The 19,007-nt window shown below is 64.8% G+C and carries 15 protein-coding genes; 14 read left to right on the top strand and 1 reads right to left on the bottom strand.

Translation table 11 applies throughout. From position 1 onward, the window contains the following. Positions 1-393 precede the first annotated feature (393 nt). The 14 genes from ACFDR6_RS21880 to ACFDR6_RS21815 all read left to right on the top strand — a co-directional run bounded on the left by ACFDR6_RS21880 (position 394) and on the right by ACFDR6_RS21815 (position 17,948). A complete protein-coding gene (locus ACFDR6_RS21880; RefSeq protein ID WP_375859454.1) occupies positions 394-1,401 on the top strand; it encodes a Bug family tripartite tricarboxylate transporter substrate binding protein in 1,008 nt (335 codons plus the stop codon). An 85-nt stretch (positions 1,402-1,486) separates the two neighbouring features. Further along, the gene (locus ACFDR6_RS21875) at positions 1,487-1,984 is read left to right on the top strand and encodes a tripartite tricarboxylate transporter TctB family protein (RefSeq protein ID WP_212092340.1); all 498 of its coding nucleotides are present in this window, start codon (positions 1,487-1,489) and stop codon (positions 1,982-1,984) included. Positions 1,985-2,035: 51 nt separating this feature from the next. Beyond that, positions 2,036-3,535 carry a tripartite tricarboxylate transporter permease gene (locus ACFDR6_RS21870; RefSeq protein ID WP_212092339.1) on the top strand — a complete coding sequence of 500 codons (1,500 nt, stop codon included), beginning with the start codon at positions 2,036-2,038 and terminating at the stop codon, positions 3,533-3,535. A 403-nt stretch (positions 3,536-3,938) separates the two neighbouring features. Then, the gene (gene oxlT / locus ACFDR6_RS21865) at positions 3,939-5,228 is read left to right on the top strand and encodes an oxalate/formate MFS antiporter (RefSeq protein WP_212092338.1); all 1,290 of its coding nucleotides are present in this window, start codon (positions 3,939-3,941) and stop codon (positions 5,226-5,228) included. A 254-nt stretch (positions 5,229-5,482) separates the two neighbouring features. Next, a complete protein-coding gene (gene oxlT / locus ACFDR6_RS21860; protein ID WP_375859453.1) occupies positions 5,483-6,817 on the top strand; it encodes an oxalate/formate MFS antiporter in 1,335 nt (444 codons plus the stop codon). 176 nt (positions 6,818-6,993) lie between these two features. Continuing rightward, positions 6,994-7,422, top strand: coding sequence for a CBS domain-containing protein (locus tag ACFDR6_RS21855; protein ID WP_212092336.1), 429 nt, complete (start codon positions 6,994-6,996; stop codon positions 7,420-7,422). Between the two features lie 106 nt (positions 7,423-7,528). Then, positions 7,529-8,548 (top strand): 2-dehydropantoate 2-reductase, encoded by a 1,020-nt coding sequence (locus ACFDR6_RS21850; protein ID WP_375859452.1) that lies wholly within the window; start codon positions 7,529-7,531, stop codon positions 8,546-8,548. Next, a complete protein-coding gene (locus tag ACFDR6_RS21845) occupies positions 8,548-9,333 on the top strand; it encodes a fumarylacetoacetate hydrolase family protein (protein ID WP_317240318.1) in 786 nt (261 codons plus the stop codon). Before ACFDR6_RS21850 ends, ACFDR6_RS21845 begins: the two co-directional genes overlap by 1 nt. A gap of 446 nt (positions 9,334-9,779) precedes the next feature. Continuing rightward, positions 9,780-9,983 carry a hypothetical protein gene (locus ACFDR6_RS21840; RefSeq protein ID WP_209965301.1) on the top strand — a complete coding sequence of 68 codons (204 nt, stop codon included), beginning with the start codon at positions 9,780-9,782 and terminating at the stop codon, positions 9,981-9,983. Positions 9,984-10,030: 47 nt separating this feature from the next. Next, on the top strand, positions 10,031-10,681 hold the full coding sequence (locus ACFDR6_RS21835; protein WP_317240319.1) for a hypothetical protein: 651 nt from the start codon (positions 10,031-10,033) through the stop codon (positions 10,679-10,681). Positions 10,682-11,863: 1,182 nt separating this feature from the next. Beyond that, positions 11,864-12,886: an NAD(P)H-dependent flavin oxidoreductase gene (locus ACFDR6_RS21830; RefSeq protein WP_375859451.1), complete on the top strand. Its 1,023-nt coding sequence runs from the start codon at positions 11,864-11,866 to the stop codon at positions 12,884-12,886. Beyond that, complete coding sequence (locus ACFDR6_RS21825; protein ID WP_375859450.1) at positions 12,883-13,851, top strand: quinone oxidoreductase family protein; 969 nt, start codon at positions 12,883-12,885, stop codon at positions 13,849-13,851. Before ACFDR6_RS21830 ends, ACFDR6_RS21825 begins: the two co-directional genes overlap by 4 nt. A gap of 153 nt (positions 13,852-14,004) precedes the next feature. Continuing rightward, entirely contained in the window at positions 14,005-15,378 is a 1,374-nt protein-coding gene (locus ACFDR6_RS21820; protein ID WP_375859449.1) for a cation-efflux pump, read from the top strand. Between the two features lie 239 nt (positions 15,379-15,617). Next, the gene (locus ACFDR6_RS21815; protein ID WP_375859448.1) at positions 15,618-17,948 is read left to right on the top strand and encodes a PAS domain-containing sensor histidine kinase; all 2,331 of its coding nucleotides are present in this window, start codon (positions 15,618-15,620) and stop codon (positions 17,946-17,948) included. A 3-nt stretch (positions 17,949-17,951) separates the two neighbouring features. Here the strand turns inward: ACFDR6_RS21815 and ACFDR6_RS21810 are convergent, their stop codons facing one another. Then, positions 17,952-18,845, bottom strand: coding sequence for a LysR family transcriptional regulator (locus ACFDR6_RS21810; RefSeq protein ID WP_212081369.1), 894 nt, complete (start codon positions 18,843-18,845; stop codon positions 17,952-17,954). Positions 18,846-19,007: the final 162 nt, after the last annotated feature.

Here is a 19,007-nt window from a genome sequence, read left to right as displayed (position 1 = left end):
CGCAAGTCGGGGCCATTTTCTTTTGCGCCCGATCCGGGCCCGCCACCACAACTGCGACAATTCGTCCGCCGCCTGCCCCGCCGATCTGATTGTTTGTCTACTGGCATTTCGCATACCATTGGACAAATTTGAACGATTGCACGATCTCAGGTGCAAGACGGGGAAACGTAACGCAGGACGGGAACAGCCGAGGGGCAAACCTGCCGCAACCTTGGCGACGCCCCTTAGCCGAAAGAAGCGGATGCCGCGCGTTATCCCTGCTCATAGAGTTTCTATCGGGACTGCCTTTGGAGACGGCCCATTGGGGTTGACGCCGGGCATGTGAATCGAGATGGGCTGACGCAAGCCGACAGAGAGCGGCTGCGTTCGAGGTTCGACAGGGAGAGAAACAAGATGAAGCCATTCGTTCTGAATGTCGCTCTGGCGGCAATCGCAATGTCGTGCGCCAGCAACACCGCAAGCCGTGCTGCCTGGGAACCGGTCCGTCCCGTCGAATTCGTGGTGCCGGCGGGCACCGGCGGCGGCGCCGATCAGATGGCACGCACCATCCAGGGCATCGTCACCAAGCACAATCTGATGAAGCAGCCGCTGGTCGTCATCAACAAGGCCGGCGGCGCGGGCGGCGAAGGCTTCCTGGATCTGAAGACGTCCTCGGGCAATCCTCACAAGATCATCATCACGCTGTCGAACCTGTTCACGACGCCGCTGGCGACGGGGATTCCGTTCAACTGGAAGGATCTGACCCCGGTTGCGATGCTGGCGCTCGACGAGTTCGTGCTCTGGGTGAATGCCGAAAAGCCGTACACCACGGTCAAGGACTACGTCGACGCGGCGAAGAAGGCACCGGCCGGCTCATTCAAGATGGGCGGCACCGGCTCCAAGCAGGAAGACCAGATCATCACGGTCGGCATCGAGAAGGCGATCGAGGCGAAGTTCACCTACATTCCCTACAAGGGCGGTGGCGAAGTCGCCGTTCAGCTCGTCGGCAATCACGTCGATTCGACCGTCAACAATCCAATCGAGGCGGTCGCGCAATGGCGCGGCGGCAAGCTCCGCCCGCTCTGCGTGTTCGACGCCCAACCGATGGCCTATGACGAGCCGGTCGCCGAGGGCAAGGCCTGGAAGGATATTCCGACCTGCAAGTCGCAGGGCCTTGCAATGGAATATCTCATGCTGCGCGGCATCTTCATGTCGCCCAAGGCCACCAAGGATCAGATCGAATATTACGTCGAGCTGTTCAAGAAGGTCCGCGCCACGCCGGAATGGCAGGATTTCATGAAGAGCGGCGCCTTCAACACGACCTTCCTGACCGGCGCCGACTACGCCAAGTGGATCGAGGCGGAGGAGAAGCGCCACGAGGGCTTGATGAAGGACGCCGGCTTCCTCGCATCGGCAAACTGACGGGGATTTCGACGACGGCTGAGGACGCTGGCCGTCCTCCCGTCTGCCGCGATCGCGAAAGACTGAAATTCCGCCTGGAGGTCCCATGACTGAACGATCCGGATCCGCATCTGGCCCGGCGCACAAGACGCTGGAGATCGGCATGGCGCTGCTGATCGGCGCCTTCGGCCTGGTCGTGATCTTCGGCAGCCTGAAGGCCGGCATCAACTGGGGCGCCGAGGGCCCGCGTGCCGGCTTCTTCCCCTTCTATATCGGCGCCGCCATCGTCGCCTCGAGCGCCATCAACCTGTGGCACGCGCAGCGCGACGACGACGGCCGGCTGTTCGCAGAATGGGGACAGCTGCGCCAGGTCATGAGCGTCGTCGTGCCCACCGCGATCTATGTCGGCTCGATGCCGTTCATCGGCCTCTACGTCGGCTCCATGGTCTTCATCGCCTGGTTCATGCGCTGGCTCGGCGCCTATCGCTGGCTGACGGTTGCCGCGATCGCCATCGGCATGCCGGTCGTGACCTATCTGGTTTTCGAGCGCTGGTTCCTGGTCCCGCTTCCCAAGGGACCGCTGGAGGAATGGCTCGGTCTGTAAGAAGCTGCGCCGTCATCCCCGTTATTGCTTATTGCTGCAGGACGTATCGACATGGAAGAGTTGGCCAATCTGTTTCACGGCTTCGCGGTCGCCCTGCAGCCCTACAACATCATGCTGATGATCATCGGCATCACGCTCGGGGTCATCATCGGCGTGCTGCCGGGGCTCGGGGGCGCCAACGGCGTCGCCATCCTCTTGCCGCTGACCTTCAGCATGCCGCCGACATCGGCGATCATCATGCTCTCCTGCATCTATTGGGGCGCGCTGTTCGGCGGCGCCATCACCTCGATCCTGTTCAACATACCCGGCGAGCCCTGGTCGGTGGCGACCACCTTCGACGGCTATCCGATGGCTCAACAGGGCAAGCCCGGCGAAGCCCTGACCGCCGCCTTCACCTCCTCCTTCGTCGGCGCGCTGTTTGCCGTCATCATGATCACGCTGGTTGCGCCCCTCGTCGCGGGCTTCGCGCTGAGATTTGGTCCAGCGGAGAAGTTCGCGGTCTATTTCCTCGCCTTCTGCAGCTTCGTCGGGCTGAGCAAGGAGCCGCCGTTCAAGACCATCGCCGCGATGATGATTGGCTTCGCGCTCGCCGCGGTCGGTCTCGATTCGATCACCGGGCAGTTGCGGCTAACCTTCGGCATCACCGAGTTGCTCAACGGATTTGACTTCCTGATCGCCGTGATCGGCTTGTTCGGCATCGGCGAGATCCTGCTGACCATGGAGGAAGGGCTGGCGTTCCGCGGCGGCAAGGCCAGCATCAACCTGCGCGTCGTGCTGCAGACCTGGCGGGAACTGCCCGCCTATTGGATGACTTCGCTGCGTTCCTGCCTGATCGGCTGCTGGATGGGCGTCACGCCCGCCGGCGCGACGCCGGCCTCCTTCATGAGCTACGGCATCGCCAAGCGCCTGGCGCGGCGCGGCAACAATTTCGGCAAGGGCGAGATCGAGGGCGTGATCGCGCCGGAGACGGCCGCGCATGCCGCGGGCACCGCGGCGCTGCTGCCGATGCTCTCGCTCGGCGTGCCGGGCTCGCCGACCGCGGCGGTGCTGCTCGGCGGCCTGCTGATCTGGGGCCTGCAGCCCGGCCCGATGCTGTTCGTCGAGCAGAAGGAGTTCGTCTGGGGCCTGATCGCCTCGATGTATCTCGGCAATATCGTGGGCCTGATCGTCGTGCTGACCTGCGTGCCGATCTTCGCCGCGATCCTGCGCGTGCCCTTCGGCATCATCGCGCCTCTGATCCTGGTGCTCTGCGCGATCGGCGCCTATTCGGTGCACAACAGCACCTTCGACGTGATGCTGATGCTGGTGTTCGGCGTGATCGGCTATCTCCTGAAGAAGTGCAACTACCCGCTCGCGCCGCTGGTGCTCGCCATCGTGCTCGGCGACAAGGCGGAGGAAGCCTTCCGCCAGTCGCTGCTGGGATCGCAGGGCTCGCTGGGCATCTTCTTCTCCAACGGCCTCGTCAGCACGATCATGGCGCTCGGCCTGGTCGCCCTGTTCTGGTCCGCGATCCAGGAAGGCTACAGCCGCCTGCGCATGTCGATGGCGTGAGGCGTGATTCGCCCCGCCGCCACTGCCAAACCGTCGCAGGCTGAACTGCTGGGATAACGAATTCCAGCAAGAGCGCCCTCGTCCAACGCTCCCAGCCGGCAGCGCGCGAGCAGCGCATGAGCGGAAAATTCTCCGCACGCACCAACTTTTCCCGCACCCTCCGGGCGGCACTTTCTTGGTGAAAATACCCATTAAATCAACTATTTGCATGACTTCCTAGCCATTCCCATCGGCACGCGGGCAGCACGCGGGTCTTTACAATCCGGCGCTGATGGCGCATGTGAACAGGCCCGCGTTATTTCGCCGCACCTCCCCGTCCTCAGCTTGAATCTTGGCATAATGCATACCAGGATGCGGGCCAGCGCATGCATAAAAATGATCGGCGCGTTCGGGAGGGTTTTTAATGACGGACATGGTGCATTCGGCAGCGGCCCCTGGTGTCGCGCGCGTAAGCGACGCCTATCGGTGGACGCAGCTGGCGGTTGGCGTCGCGGCGATGGTGATGATCGCCAATTACCAATACGGCTGGACGTTCTTCGTCCCTGACATCCAGAAGACGTTCGGCTGGGATCGCGCCTCGATCCAATGGGCCTTTACGCTATTCGTGCTGTTCGAGACCTGGCTGGTGCCGATCGAAGGATGGTTCGTCGACAAATACGGTCCGCGAATCGTCGTGCTGGTCGGCGGCGTGCTCTGCGCCATCGGTTGGGCGATCAACGCGCAGGCCACCACGCTCAACGGCTACTATCTCGGCATGATCATCGCGGGCATCGGCGCCGGCGGCGTCTACGGCACCTGCGTCGGCAACGCGCTGAAGTGGTTTCCGGACAAGCGCGGTCTTGCCGCGGGCATCACGGCCGCGGGCTTCGGCGCAGGCTCCGCGCTGACCGTCGCGCCGATCCAGGCCATGATCAAGGACAGTGGCTTCCAGACCACCTTCCTCTATTTCGGCCTCGGCCAAGGCCTCATCATCTGCATCCTCGCCTTCTTCCTGCTCGCGCCGAAAGCCGGCCAGGTGCCCAACGTGGTGGCGAACGCCAATCTGCTGCAGACCCGCCGTAACTACCAGCCGACCGAAGTTCTGCGTCAGCCGATCTTCTGGCTGATGTACTTCATGTTCGTGATCGTCGGCGCCGGCGGCTTGATGGTGACGGCAAATCTGAAGCCGATCGCGGCCGACTGGAAGGTCGACAACGTGCCGGTCACGCTGATGGCGGTGACGATGACGGCAGTGACCTTCGCGGCGACGATCGACCGCGTGCTCAACGGCCTGACGCGTCCGTTCTTCGGCTGGATCTCCGACATGATCGGCCGCGAGAACACGATGTTCATCGCCTTCGGCATGGAAGGTTTCGGCATCTGGATGCTCTACCTCTGGGGCCACGATCCGATCTGGTTCGTGCTGCTCTCGGGCTTCGTGTTCTTCGCCTGGGGTGAGATCTACTCGTTGTTCCCATCGACCTGCACCGACACGTTCGGCGCCAAGTTCGCGACCACCAATGCCGGCCTGCTCTACACCGCGAAGGGCACCGCCGCGCTGCTGGTGCCGATCGCGAACTACATGCAGCAATCGTCGGGCACCTGGGACGCCGTGTTCATCATCGCGGCAGGCGCCAACATCCTGGCTTCGCTGCTGGCGATCGCGGTGCTCAAACCCTGGCGTAAGGTCGTCGTCGCGAAATCGACCGTCTGACACTCCACCACATTCACCAAGCAAGACGCCCGGCCGCACGGCCGGGCGTTGTCGTTTGCGGACGATGCCATGCGCCCCCTCCGACAGGGAACCGGCGCCGTTCTGCAGAGAGGACGCCAAGTTAGGGCTTGCAATCTGGAATATCGTATACCAATCTCCGGCTAGCGCCTGCGACGATAAGCCACAATCTTTGCGACATCAGGTCATCTTGCGATCCTGTGTTGCAGCCAATCAGGCGCGTTGGGAGGTTCTCGATGATTTCCAGCCCGGATGGCGCCGTCACCGCCGCGCCGCTTCGCACAGGTTTCCGCTGGCTCCAGCTCGGCATGGGCATCGTCTGCATGGCGATGATCGCCAATCTGCAATATGGCTGGACCCTATTCGTCGATCCGATCGACGCCGCCCACCATTGGGGGCGCGCCGCCATCCAGCTCGCTTTCACCATCTTCGTCGTCACCGAGACGTGGCTGGTGCCGGTCGAGGCCTGGTTCGTCGACAAATACGGCCCGCGCATCGTCATCATGTTCGGCGGCGTGATGATCGCGCTCTCCTGGATCCTCAACTCCTATGCCGACTCGCTCACCCTGCTCTACGCAGCCGCGATCATCGGCGGCATGGGGGCGGGCGCGGTGTACGGCACCTGCGTCGGCAACGCGCTGAAATGGTTTCCGGATCGCCGCGGCCTTGCCGCCGGCGCGACCGCCGCTGGCTTCGGCGCCGGCGCCGCGCTCACCATCGTGCCGATCGCCAGCATGATCGCATCGAGCGGCTATCAGCACGCCTTCCTCACCTTCGGCATCGGCCAGGGCGTGATCGTCTTCGCACTCGCCTTCTTCATCCAGCCGCCGCGGCTCGCGATCCCGCCGAAGAAGAAACAGCTCAATCTGCCGCAAACCAGGATCGACTTCACCCCGCCGCAGGTGCTGCGCACCTCCATTTTCTGGGTCATGTACCTCGTCTTCGTCATGGTCGCCTCGGGAGGCCTGATGACGGCGGCGCAGATCGGCCCGATCGCGCACGACTTCAAGATCGCCGACACGCCGGTCACGCTCGTCGGCTTCCAGATGGCGGCGCTGACCTTCGCGATCTCGCTCGACCGCATCCTCGATGGTTTCGGCCGTCCGTTCTTCGGCTTCGTCTCCGACACGATCGGCCGCGAGCACACCATGTTCATCGCGTTCGGCACCGCCGCCTTGATGCTCCTGACACTGTCAGCCTACGGCCACATCCCGCAGGTCTTCGTGCTGGCGACCGCGGTTTACTTCGGCGTGTTCGGCGAGATCTACTCGCTGTTTCCCGCCACCTGCGGCGACACTTTCGGCTCGAAGTTCGCAACCACCAACAACGGCATGCTCTACACCGCAAAGGGCACCGCCTCCCTGCTCGTTCCGCTCGCAAGCGTCATCTCGGCTGCCTATGGCTGGAAAGCCGTGTTCGTGGTCGCGGTGGCCTTGAACGCGACGGCGGCGCTGATGGCGCTGTTCGTGATCAAGCCGCTGCGCCGCTCCTTCATCCTCGGCAAGGAAGCCGAGAGCACCGAGGCCGCAACCGGTCGCGCCAAGACAACCGCAAAGACCGAGACGGTCTGACCGCCGCACGCTTTCGCGCAAGGGGAAAGGGGCGCAGCGATGCGCCTCTTCCTCCTCTCCTTGCGTCAAATGTCAGTATTGCTGTCGCAAGATTTTTCGGATCACCCAAATGCAGCGCTTGACGATTGGCATTATGTATACCACACTTCTCCCAACATTCACCCAGGGAGGTTGCAATGCTGGTCGGAGACATTCTGCGCAAGAAGACGCCGCGCGTTGTCACGGTGCGAATGAACGAAACGGTGGGCATCGCCGCCAAGCTGATGCGCGCCAACAACATCAGCGCTCTCGTGGTCAAGGACGTGGTCCGCTCCGAGGGTAACACTGCGGTCGGCATGTTCACCGAGCGCGACGTGGTGCGCGCCGTCGCCGAGCACGGCGCGAACGCCGTCAACGTCAAGGTCTCGCAGCTCGTCTCGGTGCAGCAGCTCGTGTCCTGCGCCTCGAGCGACACGATCGAGCAGGTCCGGCATCTGATGAACATTCATCACATCCGCCATTTGCCTGTGATCGACGATTACAGCCTCGTCTCCGTCATCAGCATGCGCGACATCGCAGCCGCCATGGACGAGGCCATCAACGGCAAGCCGCAAGCGGCAGCCTAAAAGCGCCAAAACTTCCCCTGTGACTACCGGCCCCGGCTCGGATCCTTCCGAGCCGGACCGGATCTTTCGTCCCAAATTCCGGCTTCCGCTGCTTCGCGAGGACTTCATGAAGATCTGCATCTACGGCGCCGGCGCGATCGGCGGATATCTCGGAGTTCAGCTCGCGCGCGCGGGCGCCGATGTCAGCCTCATCGCACGCGGCGCCCACCTTACCGCCATGCGCGAGCGCGGCCTGACGCTGCTCGCGGGCGAGGACAAGCACACCGTTCATCCGCGCTGCACCGACGACCCCGCCGAACTCGGCGTGCAGGACTACATCATCATCACGCTGAAGGCGCATTCGATCACCGGCGTGATCGAGAGGATGCAGCCGCTGCTCGGGCCGCACACCCGCATCGTCACCGCCGTCAACGGCATCCCCTATTGGTACTTCTACAAGCACGGCGGCCAATACGAGAACGCGACGCTGGAGAGCATCGATCCCGGCGGGCGGCAGTGGCGCGAAATAGGCGCCGAGCGCGCCATCGGCTGCATCGTCTATCCCGCAACCGAGATCGAAGCGCCCGGCGTGATCCGGCACGTCTACGGCAACAATTTCCCGCTCGGCGAGCCCTCGGGCGAGATCACCTCGGACGTCACGCGCATCGCCGATCTCTTCGTCGCCGCCGGGCTGAAGGCCCCGGTGCTCGACCGCATCCGCGACGAGATCTGGCTGAAGCTCTGGGGCAATGTCTGCTTCAACCCGATCAGCGCGCTCACGCACGCCACGCTCGACGTGATCTGCACCGATCCGGCAACGCGCTCGCTGTCGCGCGCGATCATGGTGGAGACGCAGGCGATTGCCGAGACGTTCGGGGTCAAATTCCGCGTCGACGTCGAGCGCCGCATCGAGGGTGCCCGCAAGGTCGGTGCCCACAAGACCTCGATGCTCCAGGATCTCGAGCGCGGCCGCCCCATGGAGATCGACCCGCTCGTCACCGTCGTACAGGAGATGGGCCGCCTTACCGGCATCCCGACGCCCGCGCTCGACTCGGTACTGGCGATGGTGACCCAGCGCGCCCGCATCGCCGGCCTCTATGACGGCGTCTCGACGCCGGCAGATCCCCGCGCATTGGCGGTGGCGTGATGACGACCGCGGTGAAGAAGTGGCTGCGCTTCCGTCATGCCGGCGCGACCGGTTTCGGCATGCTGACGCCATCGGGCATCAGCGTCCATGAAGGCGAGATGTTCGGCCGCAACGCCGCGACCGGCAAGAGCCTGGCGCTCACGGAGGTCGAGCTGCTCGCGCCGTGTGCGCCCAGCAAGATCGTCGCGCTCTGGAACAATTTTCACGCGCTCGCGGCCAAGCTCAACCAGCCCGAGCCGCCGGAGCCGCTCTATCTGCTCAAGGCCACCACCACCATCACGTCGCCGGGCGCCGTGATCCGCCGCCCGTCCTACTACGACGGCAAGACCACCTATGAGGGCGAGCTCGGCATCGTCATCGGCAAGACATGCGCGCGTGTCTCCCCGGGCGAGGCCGACGGCTTCATCTTCGGCTACACCTGCGTCAACGACATCACCGCAAACGACATCCTGACCAGCGACCCCACCTTCCCGCAATGGGCCCGCGCCAAAGGCATCGACGATTACGGCCCGTTCGGCCCCGTGATCGCAACCGGTCTCGATCCCGCAAGACTCACGGTCCGCACCATCCTCAACGGCGCAGAGCGGCAGAACTACCCGATCTCCGACATGATCTTTTCGGCGCAGGAGCTGGTCAGCAGGATCTCCCATGACATGACCCTGCTCCCCGGCGACCTCATCGCCGTCGGCACCTCGGTCGGCGTCGGCGTGATGAAGGAGCCGGTGAACATCGTGACCGTCGCGATCGACGGCATCGGCGAGCTCACCAACGAGTTTCGGCTGTAGCGGCGAACACGGCGCAGTAGCCCGGATGAGCGAAGCGACATCCGGAGAGGTCTGTCGTGTCGCACTTCGCTGTCGCGGGACTCATGCGGGCTACGACCTTACCTCTCTCTCTCCGTCATTCCGGGGCGCGCAAAGCGCGAACCCGGAATCCATCGAGCGGCAGTGACGGTCGATAAATGGATTTCGGGCTCGGCGCTTTGCGCCGCCCCGGAATGACGGCGGGAGAGGCAGCCCCGCTCGTCGGGAAAAATCTACCGTAGCCCGGATGAGCGAAGCGACATCCGGGACGATCGATCGGCAAGAACATCCGTAAACATCACATCTTCGCGCGCCAATGCCGCCGACATGCCCCGCGCACGCCGCAACTTGGACGCATTCGGCCGCCCTTCTGTGAGGCGTGTCTGGGGGCACGGCATGGCCGTGTTTGGGCCAAACCTTCTAGGGGTATCACTGTGAAGAAGATTGTATTTGCTCTGGGTGCCACGCTTGCTCTGGTGACGGCCGCGAACGCTGCGGATCTGCCGCGTCGTCAGCCCGTGCCGGTCTACCCGGCCGAGCAGGCGCCGATCGGCAAGATGCCGATTGGCAAGAGCCCGGTTGGAAAGGCTCCGATCGGCAAGGCGCCGGGCCCGGTCGCAGCGCGCTACTGACGCGCCGCGCAAACCAGCGTAGGCGGCCGACAGTCGAGGGGCACAGCGTGACGAACAAACCTGATCGATCGGGATCCTGCATCCTTGCGGGGCTCGCGCTCGCGGCGATGATCGCGTGCCTGATGCCCTCGGCTTCGGCGCATGAGGCGAACAAGCGCGTTGCCGACGCCAATGCGCTTGCCACGACCGGCTCCACGCCGCGGCCGGCGCCGCAATCGACGCGGCGCTCCGTCGCGCGCGCGGAGAAAGGTCCGTATTACGTCGACTTCCGCGCCCGCACGGCCGCAAGCTGGGGCCATGCTTTCGTCTGGTACGGCAAGACCAGCGAGAAGGCGGTCGAGGTCGCAGGCCTCACGCCTGCCGGCGACACGCTCGCTTACGTGCTCGGTCATATCACCTTCGTGCCGTCAGAGACCGGCGCGAGCTACGGCGATCTCGATCCGGACTATCTGACCGCGAGCTATCGCGTCTATCTGAACGAGGCCGACGCCAAGCGCGTGTTCGCCTATATCAAGAAATTGCAGGCCAGCTCGCCAGTGTGGAACGCCGAGACCGTCAACTGCACCGGCTTCATCGGCGACATCGCCGAGTTCATGGGCCTCGAGGTCCCCAACCGCTGGCAGCGCCCGGAAAACTTCGTCAACCGCCTCAAGGAAATGAACGGCGGCCGCCAGATGGTGCGGCTGTCGGCGGAGTAGCCGCCCGTTCCAAACTCGGTGTCATTGCCCGCGAAAGCGGGCAATCCAGTATTCCAGAGACAGCAAGGCTGAAACCGACAAGCCGCGGCGTACTGGATGCCCCGGTCAAGCCGGGGCATGACAGTGTTTGGTGTGGCAACAATTTGCTCGCCCGTCGGGCAAAACACCCCGCCAATTCCTCCCCCTCGCCTGTCAAGCCCCGCTTGCGCAAATATTCTACTTTACCGAATTTCTGATTTATCGTACAAGCAAAACACCCTGGCCCGAGACAAGGGGCGGATCGCGATCGTCACGAACCGCGGGCTGGGCAGCGATGGACGCGACGGCGTCGGGCGCGAAGCGCATTCAGGGCGGGTAACCGTGAGCAAGGCGCTTTCCGCGCATACGACCCGGCGCCGACAGCGTCTTCGCATGGCTTCGGGCGTGAGCACGCGCCAGCGTTCGAAGCGACATGCGAGGACGTGCGCGGACGGCCAAGTCGTGTGGTCCTGACGCCCGGGGTCTGTGCGTCAAGTCCTGCGGTGATGCCGCGACCAACCGGTACGCGCATCGATCATCCGCAAGGCGACGGGGGCAATAGTGCAACGCTCCCCGAGGAGAGCACGAAGTACGCCGTAAACCATTGCGCAGGGAAGGCCGGGCGTTCGGCTCACCTGTGGTCCACCCCGTGTGCATCTTTTCGCGCACGGATCGCGGGTGCCAGCCGGCGCCCGGCCTTCCCTGCGCCCTTGTCTCGATAGGGGCGATGCGATCAGCAAGACTCGGGCGGAACATGCCGCGAGAGGGCGAAGGTGTGTCTGCGATCTGAAAGCTGACGAAACGAGCGGTCAATCATTTGTCCGTGCCCCGGACGCAGCGCAGCGTCTCGATGGCGATGCGAAGCATCGTCCAGTGGGACGGCGCGCTGCAGAGCGGCGCCCCATCTCTCGGATTGTTCGTGGAACATGGGTCCCGGCTCTGCGCAGCAACGCTACGCGCTGCAGCGCGTCGGGGACACCAGACCGAGTGGCGCTGCCACGTCCCTCGTTGCGTCCCGATTACCGCCCCACGGAATCCCTCATCCCCCGCATGATTGCCCCGCCCTTACCGCAAGCCGATCCAAATAGACATTTCCCGACCCCGGCGGCATCCTGCGCCATCAACCGATAACAGAGCGCCATGAGCGGCAGGGGGAAACAGACAATGTTGCAGACACGGTTCACCAAACTCGTCGGCGTCGAGCACCCGATCGTCCAGGGCGGCATGCAATGGGTCGGCCGCGCCGAGCTGGTTGCCGCCGTCGCCAATGCCGGCGCGCTCGGCTTCATCACGGCATTGACCCAGCCGACGCCGGAGGATCTCAGGAAGGAAATCGCGCGCTGCCGCGACCTCACCGACAAGCCGTTCGGCGTCAACCTCACCATCCTGCCCGCGATCAAGCCGCCACCCTACGCCGAATACCGCGCCGCCATCATCGAGAGCGGCATCAAGGTGGTCGAGACCGCCGGCAACAAGCCGCAGGAGCATGTCGACGAGTTCAGGAAGCACGGCGTCAAGGTCGTGCACAAATGCACCAGCGTGCGCCACGCGCTGTCGGCCGAGCGGATGGGTGTCGATGCCATCTCGATCGACGGCTTCGAATGCGCCGGCCATCCCGGCGAGGACGACACGCCCGGCCTGATCCTGATCCCGGCCGCCGCCAACAAGGTCAAGATCCCCATGATCGCCTCGGGGGGCTTCGCCGACGCGCGCGGCCTGGTCGCGGCGTTGGCCCTGGGTGCCGAAGGCATCAACATGGGCACCCGCTTCATGGCGACCAAGGAGAGCCCGATCCACCAGCTCATCAAGGAGAAAATCGTCGCCAATGACGAGCGCGAGACCGAGCTGATCTTCCGCACCATGCGCAACACCTCGCGCGTCGCCAGGAACGAGATCTCGACGAAGGTCGTCGCCATGGAGAAGGAAGGCGCCAGGTTCGAGGACATCCGCGAGCTCGTAGCGGGCGCCCGCGGCAAGATGGTCTACGCGACCGGCAATTCCGACGAGGGCATCTGGTCGGCCGGCCAGGTGCAGGGCCTGATCCAGGACATCCCGAGCTGCGCCGAGTTGATCTCCCGCATCGTGCGCGAGGCGGAAGCGATCATCCGCAGCCGGCTGGAGGGCATGATCGTTCAGCCGCAACGCGAAGCCGCGGAACAACAACTGCAAGAAGCGAGAGCATCATGAAAGCCTATGTCTATGGCGCCAACGGCGCGACGATCTCCGACGTCGCCCAACCAAAGCCCAAAGGCACGCAAGTGCTGGTCCGCGTCCGCGCCTGCGGGCTGAACCGCGCCGACACCGGCATGCGCAAGGGCCACGCCCATGGCGCGGCCGGCGGCGCCGGCACCGTGCTGGGCATGGAGTGGGCCGGCGAAGTCGCCGAGATCGGGCCGGATGCCAAGGGCGTCAAGATCGGCGACCGCATCATGGGCTCGGGCGCCGCCGCGTTTGCCGAATACGCGCTGGCCGATCACGGCCGGCTATTTCATGCGCCCTCGAACATGAATTTCGAGGAGGCGGCCACCCTGCCCGTCGCGCTCGCGACGATGCACAACGCCGTCGTCACCGTCGGCGGCGTGCAGCCTGGCCAGAGCGTGCTGATCCAGGGCGCGAGCTCCGGCGTCGGACTGATGGCGATGCAGATCGCAAGGCTCAAGGGTGCAAAGCTCGTGATCGGCTCGTCGACCGATGCCACCCGCCGCGGCCGGCTGAAGGAGTATGGCGCCGATCTCGCGGTCGACAGCTCCGATCCGACATGGGTCGACGAGGTGCTGAAGGTGACCAACGGCGAAGGCGTGGACCTCATCGTCGACCAGGTCTCGGGCAAGGTCGCCAATCAGAACCTCGCGGCTACCAAGGTGAAGGGCCGTATCGTCAATGTCGGCCGGCTCGGCGGCACCCATGCCGATTTCAATTTCGACCTGCATGCGGCCCGCCGCATCGACTATGTCGGCGTCACGTTCCGCAGCCGCACCATCGAAGAAGTCCGCGAGATCTTCGAGGAGGTCCGCAAGGACATCTGGGGCGCGGTGGAGTCGCGAAAACTGCAGCTGCCGATCGACAAGGTGTTCGCGTTCGACGACATCGATAGGGCATTCGAGCACATGGAGGCGAACAGGCATCTGGGGAAGATCGTGGTGACGTTATAGGGGCGGCGGGTGGAGCGATGAGACCATCATTCCGGGTTCGCCTTCGGCGCCCCGGAATGACAGCCCGTCAAGCTCCCCGCTCCTGCAACTCACTAGCGACTACTTCTGTGGATCACCGCTTGATGTTCACCCACGCCCTGCTAAATCCCCGCCATGACCTCCCAGCACGACAAAACCTCGGTCGCCGCGATCTCGATCGTCGCCAGCGGCGCCATGGCGGCGGCCAAATTCGCGGTCGGGATCGCGATCGGCTCGCTTGCGCTGATCTCCGAGGCCCTGCATTCCACGATCGATCTGGTCGCAACCATCATCACCTGGGCGGTGGTGCGGGTGTCCGACAAGCCGGCGGACGAGGAGCACCATTACGGCCACGGCAAGCTGGAGAGCGTCTCGGCGCTGGGCGTCACCGCCCTGCTCTACGTGCTCGCCGGCGGCATCCTGGTCGAGGCCTATAGCCGGCTGAGCGAAGGGACCCCGCCGCCGACCATTTCGGCCGTGCCGTTCGTGGTGTTGGTGATCGACATCGTCGTCAATCTCTGGCGCGCCCGCGCCCTGCACCGCGCTGCGCGGGAGACCCGGAGCCAGGCGCTGGCGGCGGATGCGCTGCATTTCGCCTCCGACGTGATGGGCTCGTTCGCCGTGATCGCGGGCCTGATCCTCGCCGGCCTCGGCTTCTGGTGGGGCGATGCGGCCGCAGCCGCCGCAGTCGCCGTGATGATCGCCCTGCTTGGGCTGCGCATGGCGGGCTCGACCGTACAGACGCTGGTCGACCGCGCCCCCGAGGGCGCGCACGAGAAAGCCACGGCCGCGATCCGGAGCGTGGCCGGCGTGATCGATATCGAGCGGCTGCGGGTGCGCATGGTCGGGGCGACCACGTTCATCGACACCATCGCCAAGGTGCCGCGGACCTATCCGATCGACCGTGTCGAGGACATCAAGCGCAACGCGCAAGCCGCCGTCAGCAAGGCGTTCGGGGACGCCGACCTCACCTTCGCCGCGGTGCCTGTCGCCCGCGACAACGAGACCGTGCGCGACCGCATCATGGTGATCGCGCGCAACTCCGGGCTCGCCATCCACCACGTCACGGTGCACGATCTCGGCGCCAAGCTGATCGTCAGCATCGACCTCGAGGTCGACGGCGGAATGCAGCTCGACGCCGCTCATGACGTCGCCAACGCCCTGGAGCGCAACATCCAGGAGGAGTTCGGCGACGACGTCGAGGTCGACGTCCATATCGAGCCGCTGGAACCGGAACTGCCGTTCGGGGTCGATGCCACGCCGGAACGGGTGCGGACGATCGCGGCCGCGCTGACGGAATATGCCGCCGGCGGCGAGATCCACGACATCCACAATGTCCGTGTCCGCAACACCGATGCCGGGGAGATCGTCAACTTCCACTGCCGCGCCACGCCGTCGATGAGCGTGATCAAGGTGCACGAGCATGTCGACGCGATCGAGCGTGCGCTGCGGCGCGCGTTCCCGAGCGTGAAGCGCGTGATCAGCCACGCCGAGCCGCCGCGCGCGTGACGCGCGCACGAGACGAAGAACGTGCAGGGAATTCCACGTTCTCGTTTCGGACTCCTCGCGCCCGTGAGTTTGCGGACGCACGACGCGGAAACTGCACATTGGATAAGAATAATTTCGCGTTAACGATTCGTTGACTCTCGACAGCCCGCGAAAACTGGATTCAAATCGCTGTGATTCGGAAGCGATGTGGGGCTGCTTCCGGACTTCAGTTGCAAGCTGGTTTTCAGGGGGCCGAAGGCATGTCGCGTGCAGACGCCGCGAACGCGTGCGTCCAATCCGATTCGATCAAGGGATTGGCGCAATCGATCGCGAAACCTGCCTATCATCGGCTCTTGATCGCAGAGCCGGCGCTTCGTCGCGCCGTGCCGACGCTGATCATCGCTTTCCTGATCACGATCTGTCTCGGCGCATTCGTTCAGGTGGTCGACCAGACCCGCCAGAAGCGGCTGGTGATCCGCCACGACATCTCGGCGCTCGCCGATCTGCTCGCCGAACGCATCGACCGCCTCACCTCCGTGCGGCAAGAGCGGATCAAGAACATCGAGAGCCTGCCGGCGCTGCTGCCCGACCTGATCCCGACCTGGGGCACGGCCTCGGGCCGCCACGTCATCGTCACCTCGGCCGGCATCGACCGCCGCGTCCTCGCCCGCGTTCCGATCGACAACGATCCGTCAGGCAACGACCGCCTGCTCGATGCGATCACCACGGCACAACTGCTCGCGGCGCCGACGCGCGACGGCAACATTGCCGACATGACGCTGCCGAGCGGCAACGCCGCGATGGCGACCTCGCGGCAGATCAAGTCGATGCCCGGCTTCGTCACCGTGATCCAGGAGCGCAACGAGCCGATCTGGGGATCGGACGCGGCGCTTTCGGTGACGCTGTCGGCGACGACGGGCTTCGTCGTCCTGATCCTCGGCTTCGCCTTCCACTGGCAGTCCACCCGCGCCCGCGAGGGCGACCTCATCAACGACGCCGTGCGCGGCCGGATCGACACCGCGCTCAACCGCGGCCGCTGCGGCCTGTGGGACTGGGACCTCTCGCGCGGCCGAATCTTCTGGTCGCAGTCGATGTTCTCGATGCTGGGCCTCGACGGCCGCCACGAGCTCCTCACCTTCGGCGAGGTCAACGCGCTGGTGAAGTCGGACGACATCGACCTGTTCGCCATCGCCGATCAGCTCATCTCCGAGAAGATCGACCACATCGACCAGACCTTCCGCATGCAGCACGTCGACGGCCACTGGATCTGGCTCCGCGTCCGCTGCGAGAAGACGCGCGGGGCGACCGATTCCAGCGTGCACCTGATCGGGATCGCCGTCGACATCACCGAGCAGAAGAGCCTCGCCGAGAGGACGGTGGAAGCCGACCTCCGCCTGCGCGACGCCATCGAGACCATTCCGGAAGCCTTCGTGCTCTGGGATGCAAGCGACCGCCTCGTGCTCTGCAACTCGCACTTCCAGCGCCTGCACAAGCTGCCCGACACCGCCGTCATTCCCGGCACCTCCTACGAGACCGTGCTCGAGGTCGGCCGCATGCCGGAGGTACGCACCCGCCACAACGAGACCGCTGCCCAAGGCCCTGGCGCGCGCACCTTCGAGGCCCAGCTCGACGACGGCAGCTGGCTGCACATCAGCGAGCGCCGCACCAAGGACGGCGGCTACGTCTCGGTCGGCACCGACATCACCCGCATCAAGGAGCACGAGCAGAAGCTGGTCGACAACGATCTGCGCCTGCGGGCCACCGTCATCGACCTCAAGCGTTCGCAGGCCGCGCTGGAACGCCAGGCGGTCGAGCTCGCCGATCTCGCCGAGAAGTACCAGCGCGAGAAGACCCGCGCCGAGGAAGCCAACCAGACCAAGTCGAAATTCCTGGCCAATATGAGCCACGAGCTGCGCACGCCGCTCAACGCCATCATCGGCTTCTCCGAGATCATGGGCTCCGGCATGTTCGGCGAGCTCGGCAGCGAGAAGTACCAGGAGTACTGCCAGGACATCCTCACAAGCGGCCACTATCTGCTCGAGGTCATCAACGACATCCTCGACATGTCCAAGATCGAGGCAGGCCGCATGAAGCTCGACATGGAAGAGCTGGACCTCGCGCAGACGCTGGCGGAGTCGCTGCGGGTCGTCACCGGCCGGGCCCAGGACAAGTACCTGACACTCGACGCCGATATCGCAAAATCCATCTCCGTCGTCGCCGACCGCCGCGCCACCAAGCAGATCATCGTCAATCTGCTCTCCAACGCCGTGAAGTTCACGCCCGACGGCGGACGCATCGTGGTGCGCAGCCGGCAGCTCGACGACAGGATCGTGCTGATGATCGCCGACACCGGCATCGGCATCGCGCCGCATTCGCTGACCCGGCTCGGCCGCCCGTTCGAGCAGGTGGAGAGCCAGCTCACCAAGACCTATCACGGCTCGGGCCTCGGCCTCGCGATCGCGCGTTCGCTCGCGCAGCTCCACGGCGGCTCGATGCGGCTGCGCTCCAAGCTGGAGGTCGGCACCGTCGTGCGCGTGACCCTGCCGCGCGACGCCGTCAAGGCGGCGTCCGGAATATCGGCCGCGGCTTGATCCCTACAGTTGCAGCTTCGGCGCCACTTCGCGCGCGACATTGACCAGGGCCGCGATCAGCGGCGTCATCGGATCGCGCTGCGGGATCACCATGCCGATGCTGTAATTGACGTCGGGATCGACGATCGGGATCGAGCGCACCGTGTCGGACAGACCGAGCGTCTCGGCGAGCTTGGCCGGCATCACGCTCGCCCAGCGCCCCGTCTTGACATGCGTGAACAGCACCAGCAGGGAGTTCGAGGTCAGCGTCGGCGTCGCCTCGGCGCCGACCGAGCGCAGCGCCCGGTCGATGATGCGGCGGTTCTGCATGTCAGGTGTCAGCAGGCAGAGCGGCACCTGCCCGACCTCCGTCCATGTCACCGTCTCGCGGTCACCGAACATCGCATCCGGCGCGGTCAGGAGACGATAGCTCTCATTGTAGAGCGGAATGGTACGCACCTTGCCGATCGGCTCGTTCTCGATATAGGTCAGCCCCGCGTCGACCTCGAGATTCTCGAGCAGCCCCAGCACCTCGGACGAGGTGGTGGACTGGATGCGGAAGCGCACCTCAGGATGCCGGGCGCGGAACGGCGTCGTCAGCGCGGCGACCATGCCGAGCACGGTCGGGATCGCCGCGATGCGGATCTCGCCGGAGAGCTGGTGCTTCAGCCCGTTGATCTCGTCGCGCATGGCGCGGGCATCGCCGACGATCCGCCGCGCCCAGTCCAGCGCCCGCTCGCCTTCCGGGGTAAAGCCCTGGAAGCGGGACCCGCGCTGGACCAGCATCACACCGAGGATCTCCTCGAGCTGCTTGAGCCCGGTCGACATCGTCGGCTGCGTCACGCCGCAGACCTCCGCCGCGCGTCCGAAATGGCGCTCCTTCGCCAGCGCCAGCAGCAGTTCAAGCTTGTCGAGCAACCGAACGTCCCCTCGAATTCTGTCGTGGCATGCAAGCTAGCACGCCTGCCCTCTCCCAAACACGCAAAAACGCGCTGCGGAACGCCCAAATTGCAATTTCGCATCGTGTGATCGCATTCGCCAATCGATTGAAATCCGCAATCGCCGCACGGAACAGCTTTA

It is taken from the genome of Bradyrhizobium tunisiense (assembly GCF_042263385.1).
GTDB classification, from domain to species: Bacteria; Pseudomonadota; Alphaproteobacteria; order Rhizobiales; family Xanthobacteraceae; genus Bradyrhizobium; species Bradyrhizobium tunisiense.
This window is presented reverse-complemented; position numbering and strand designations above follow the sequence as displayed.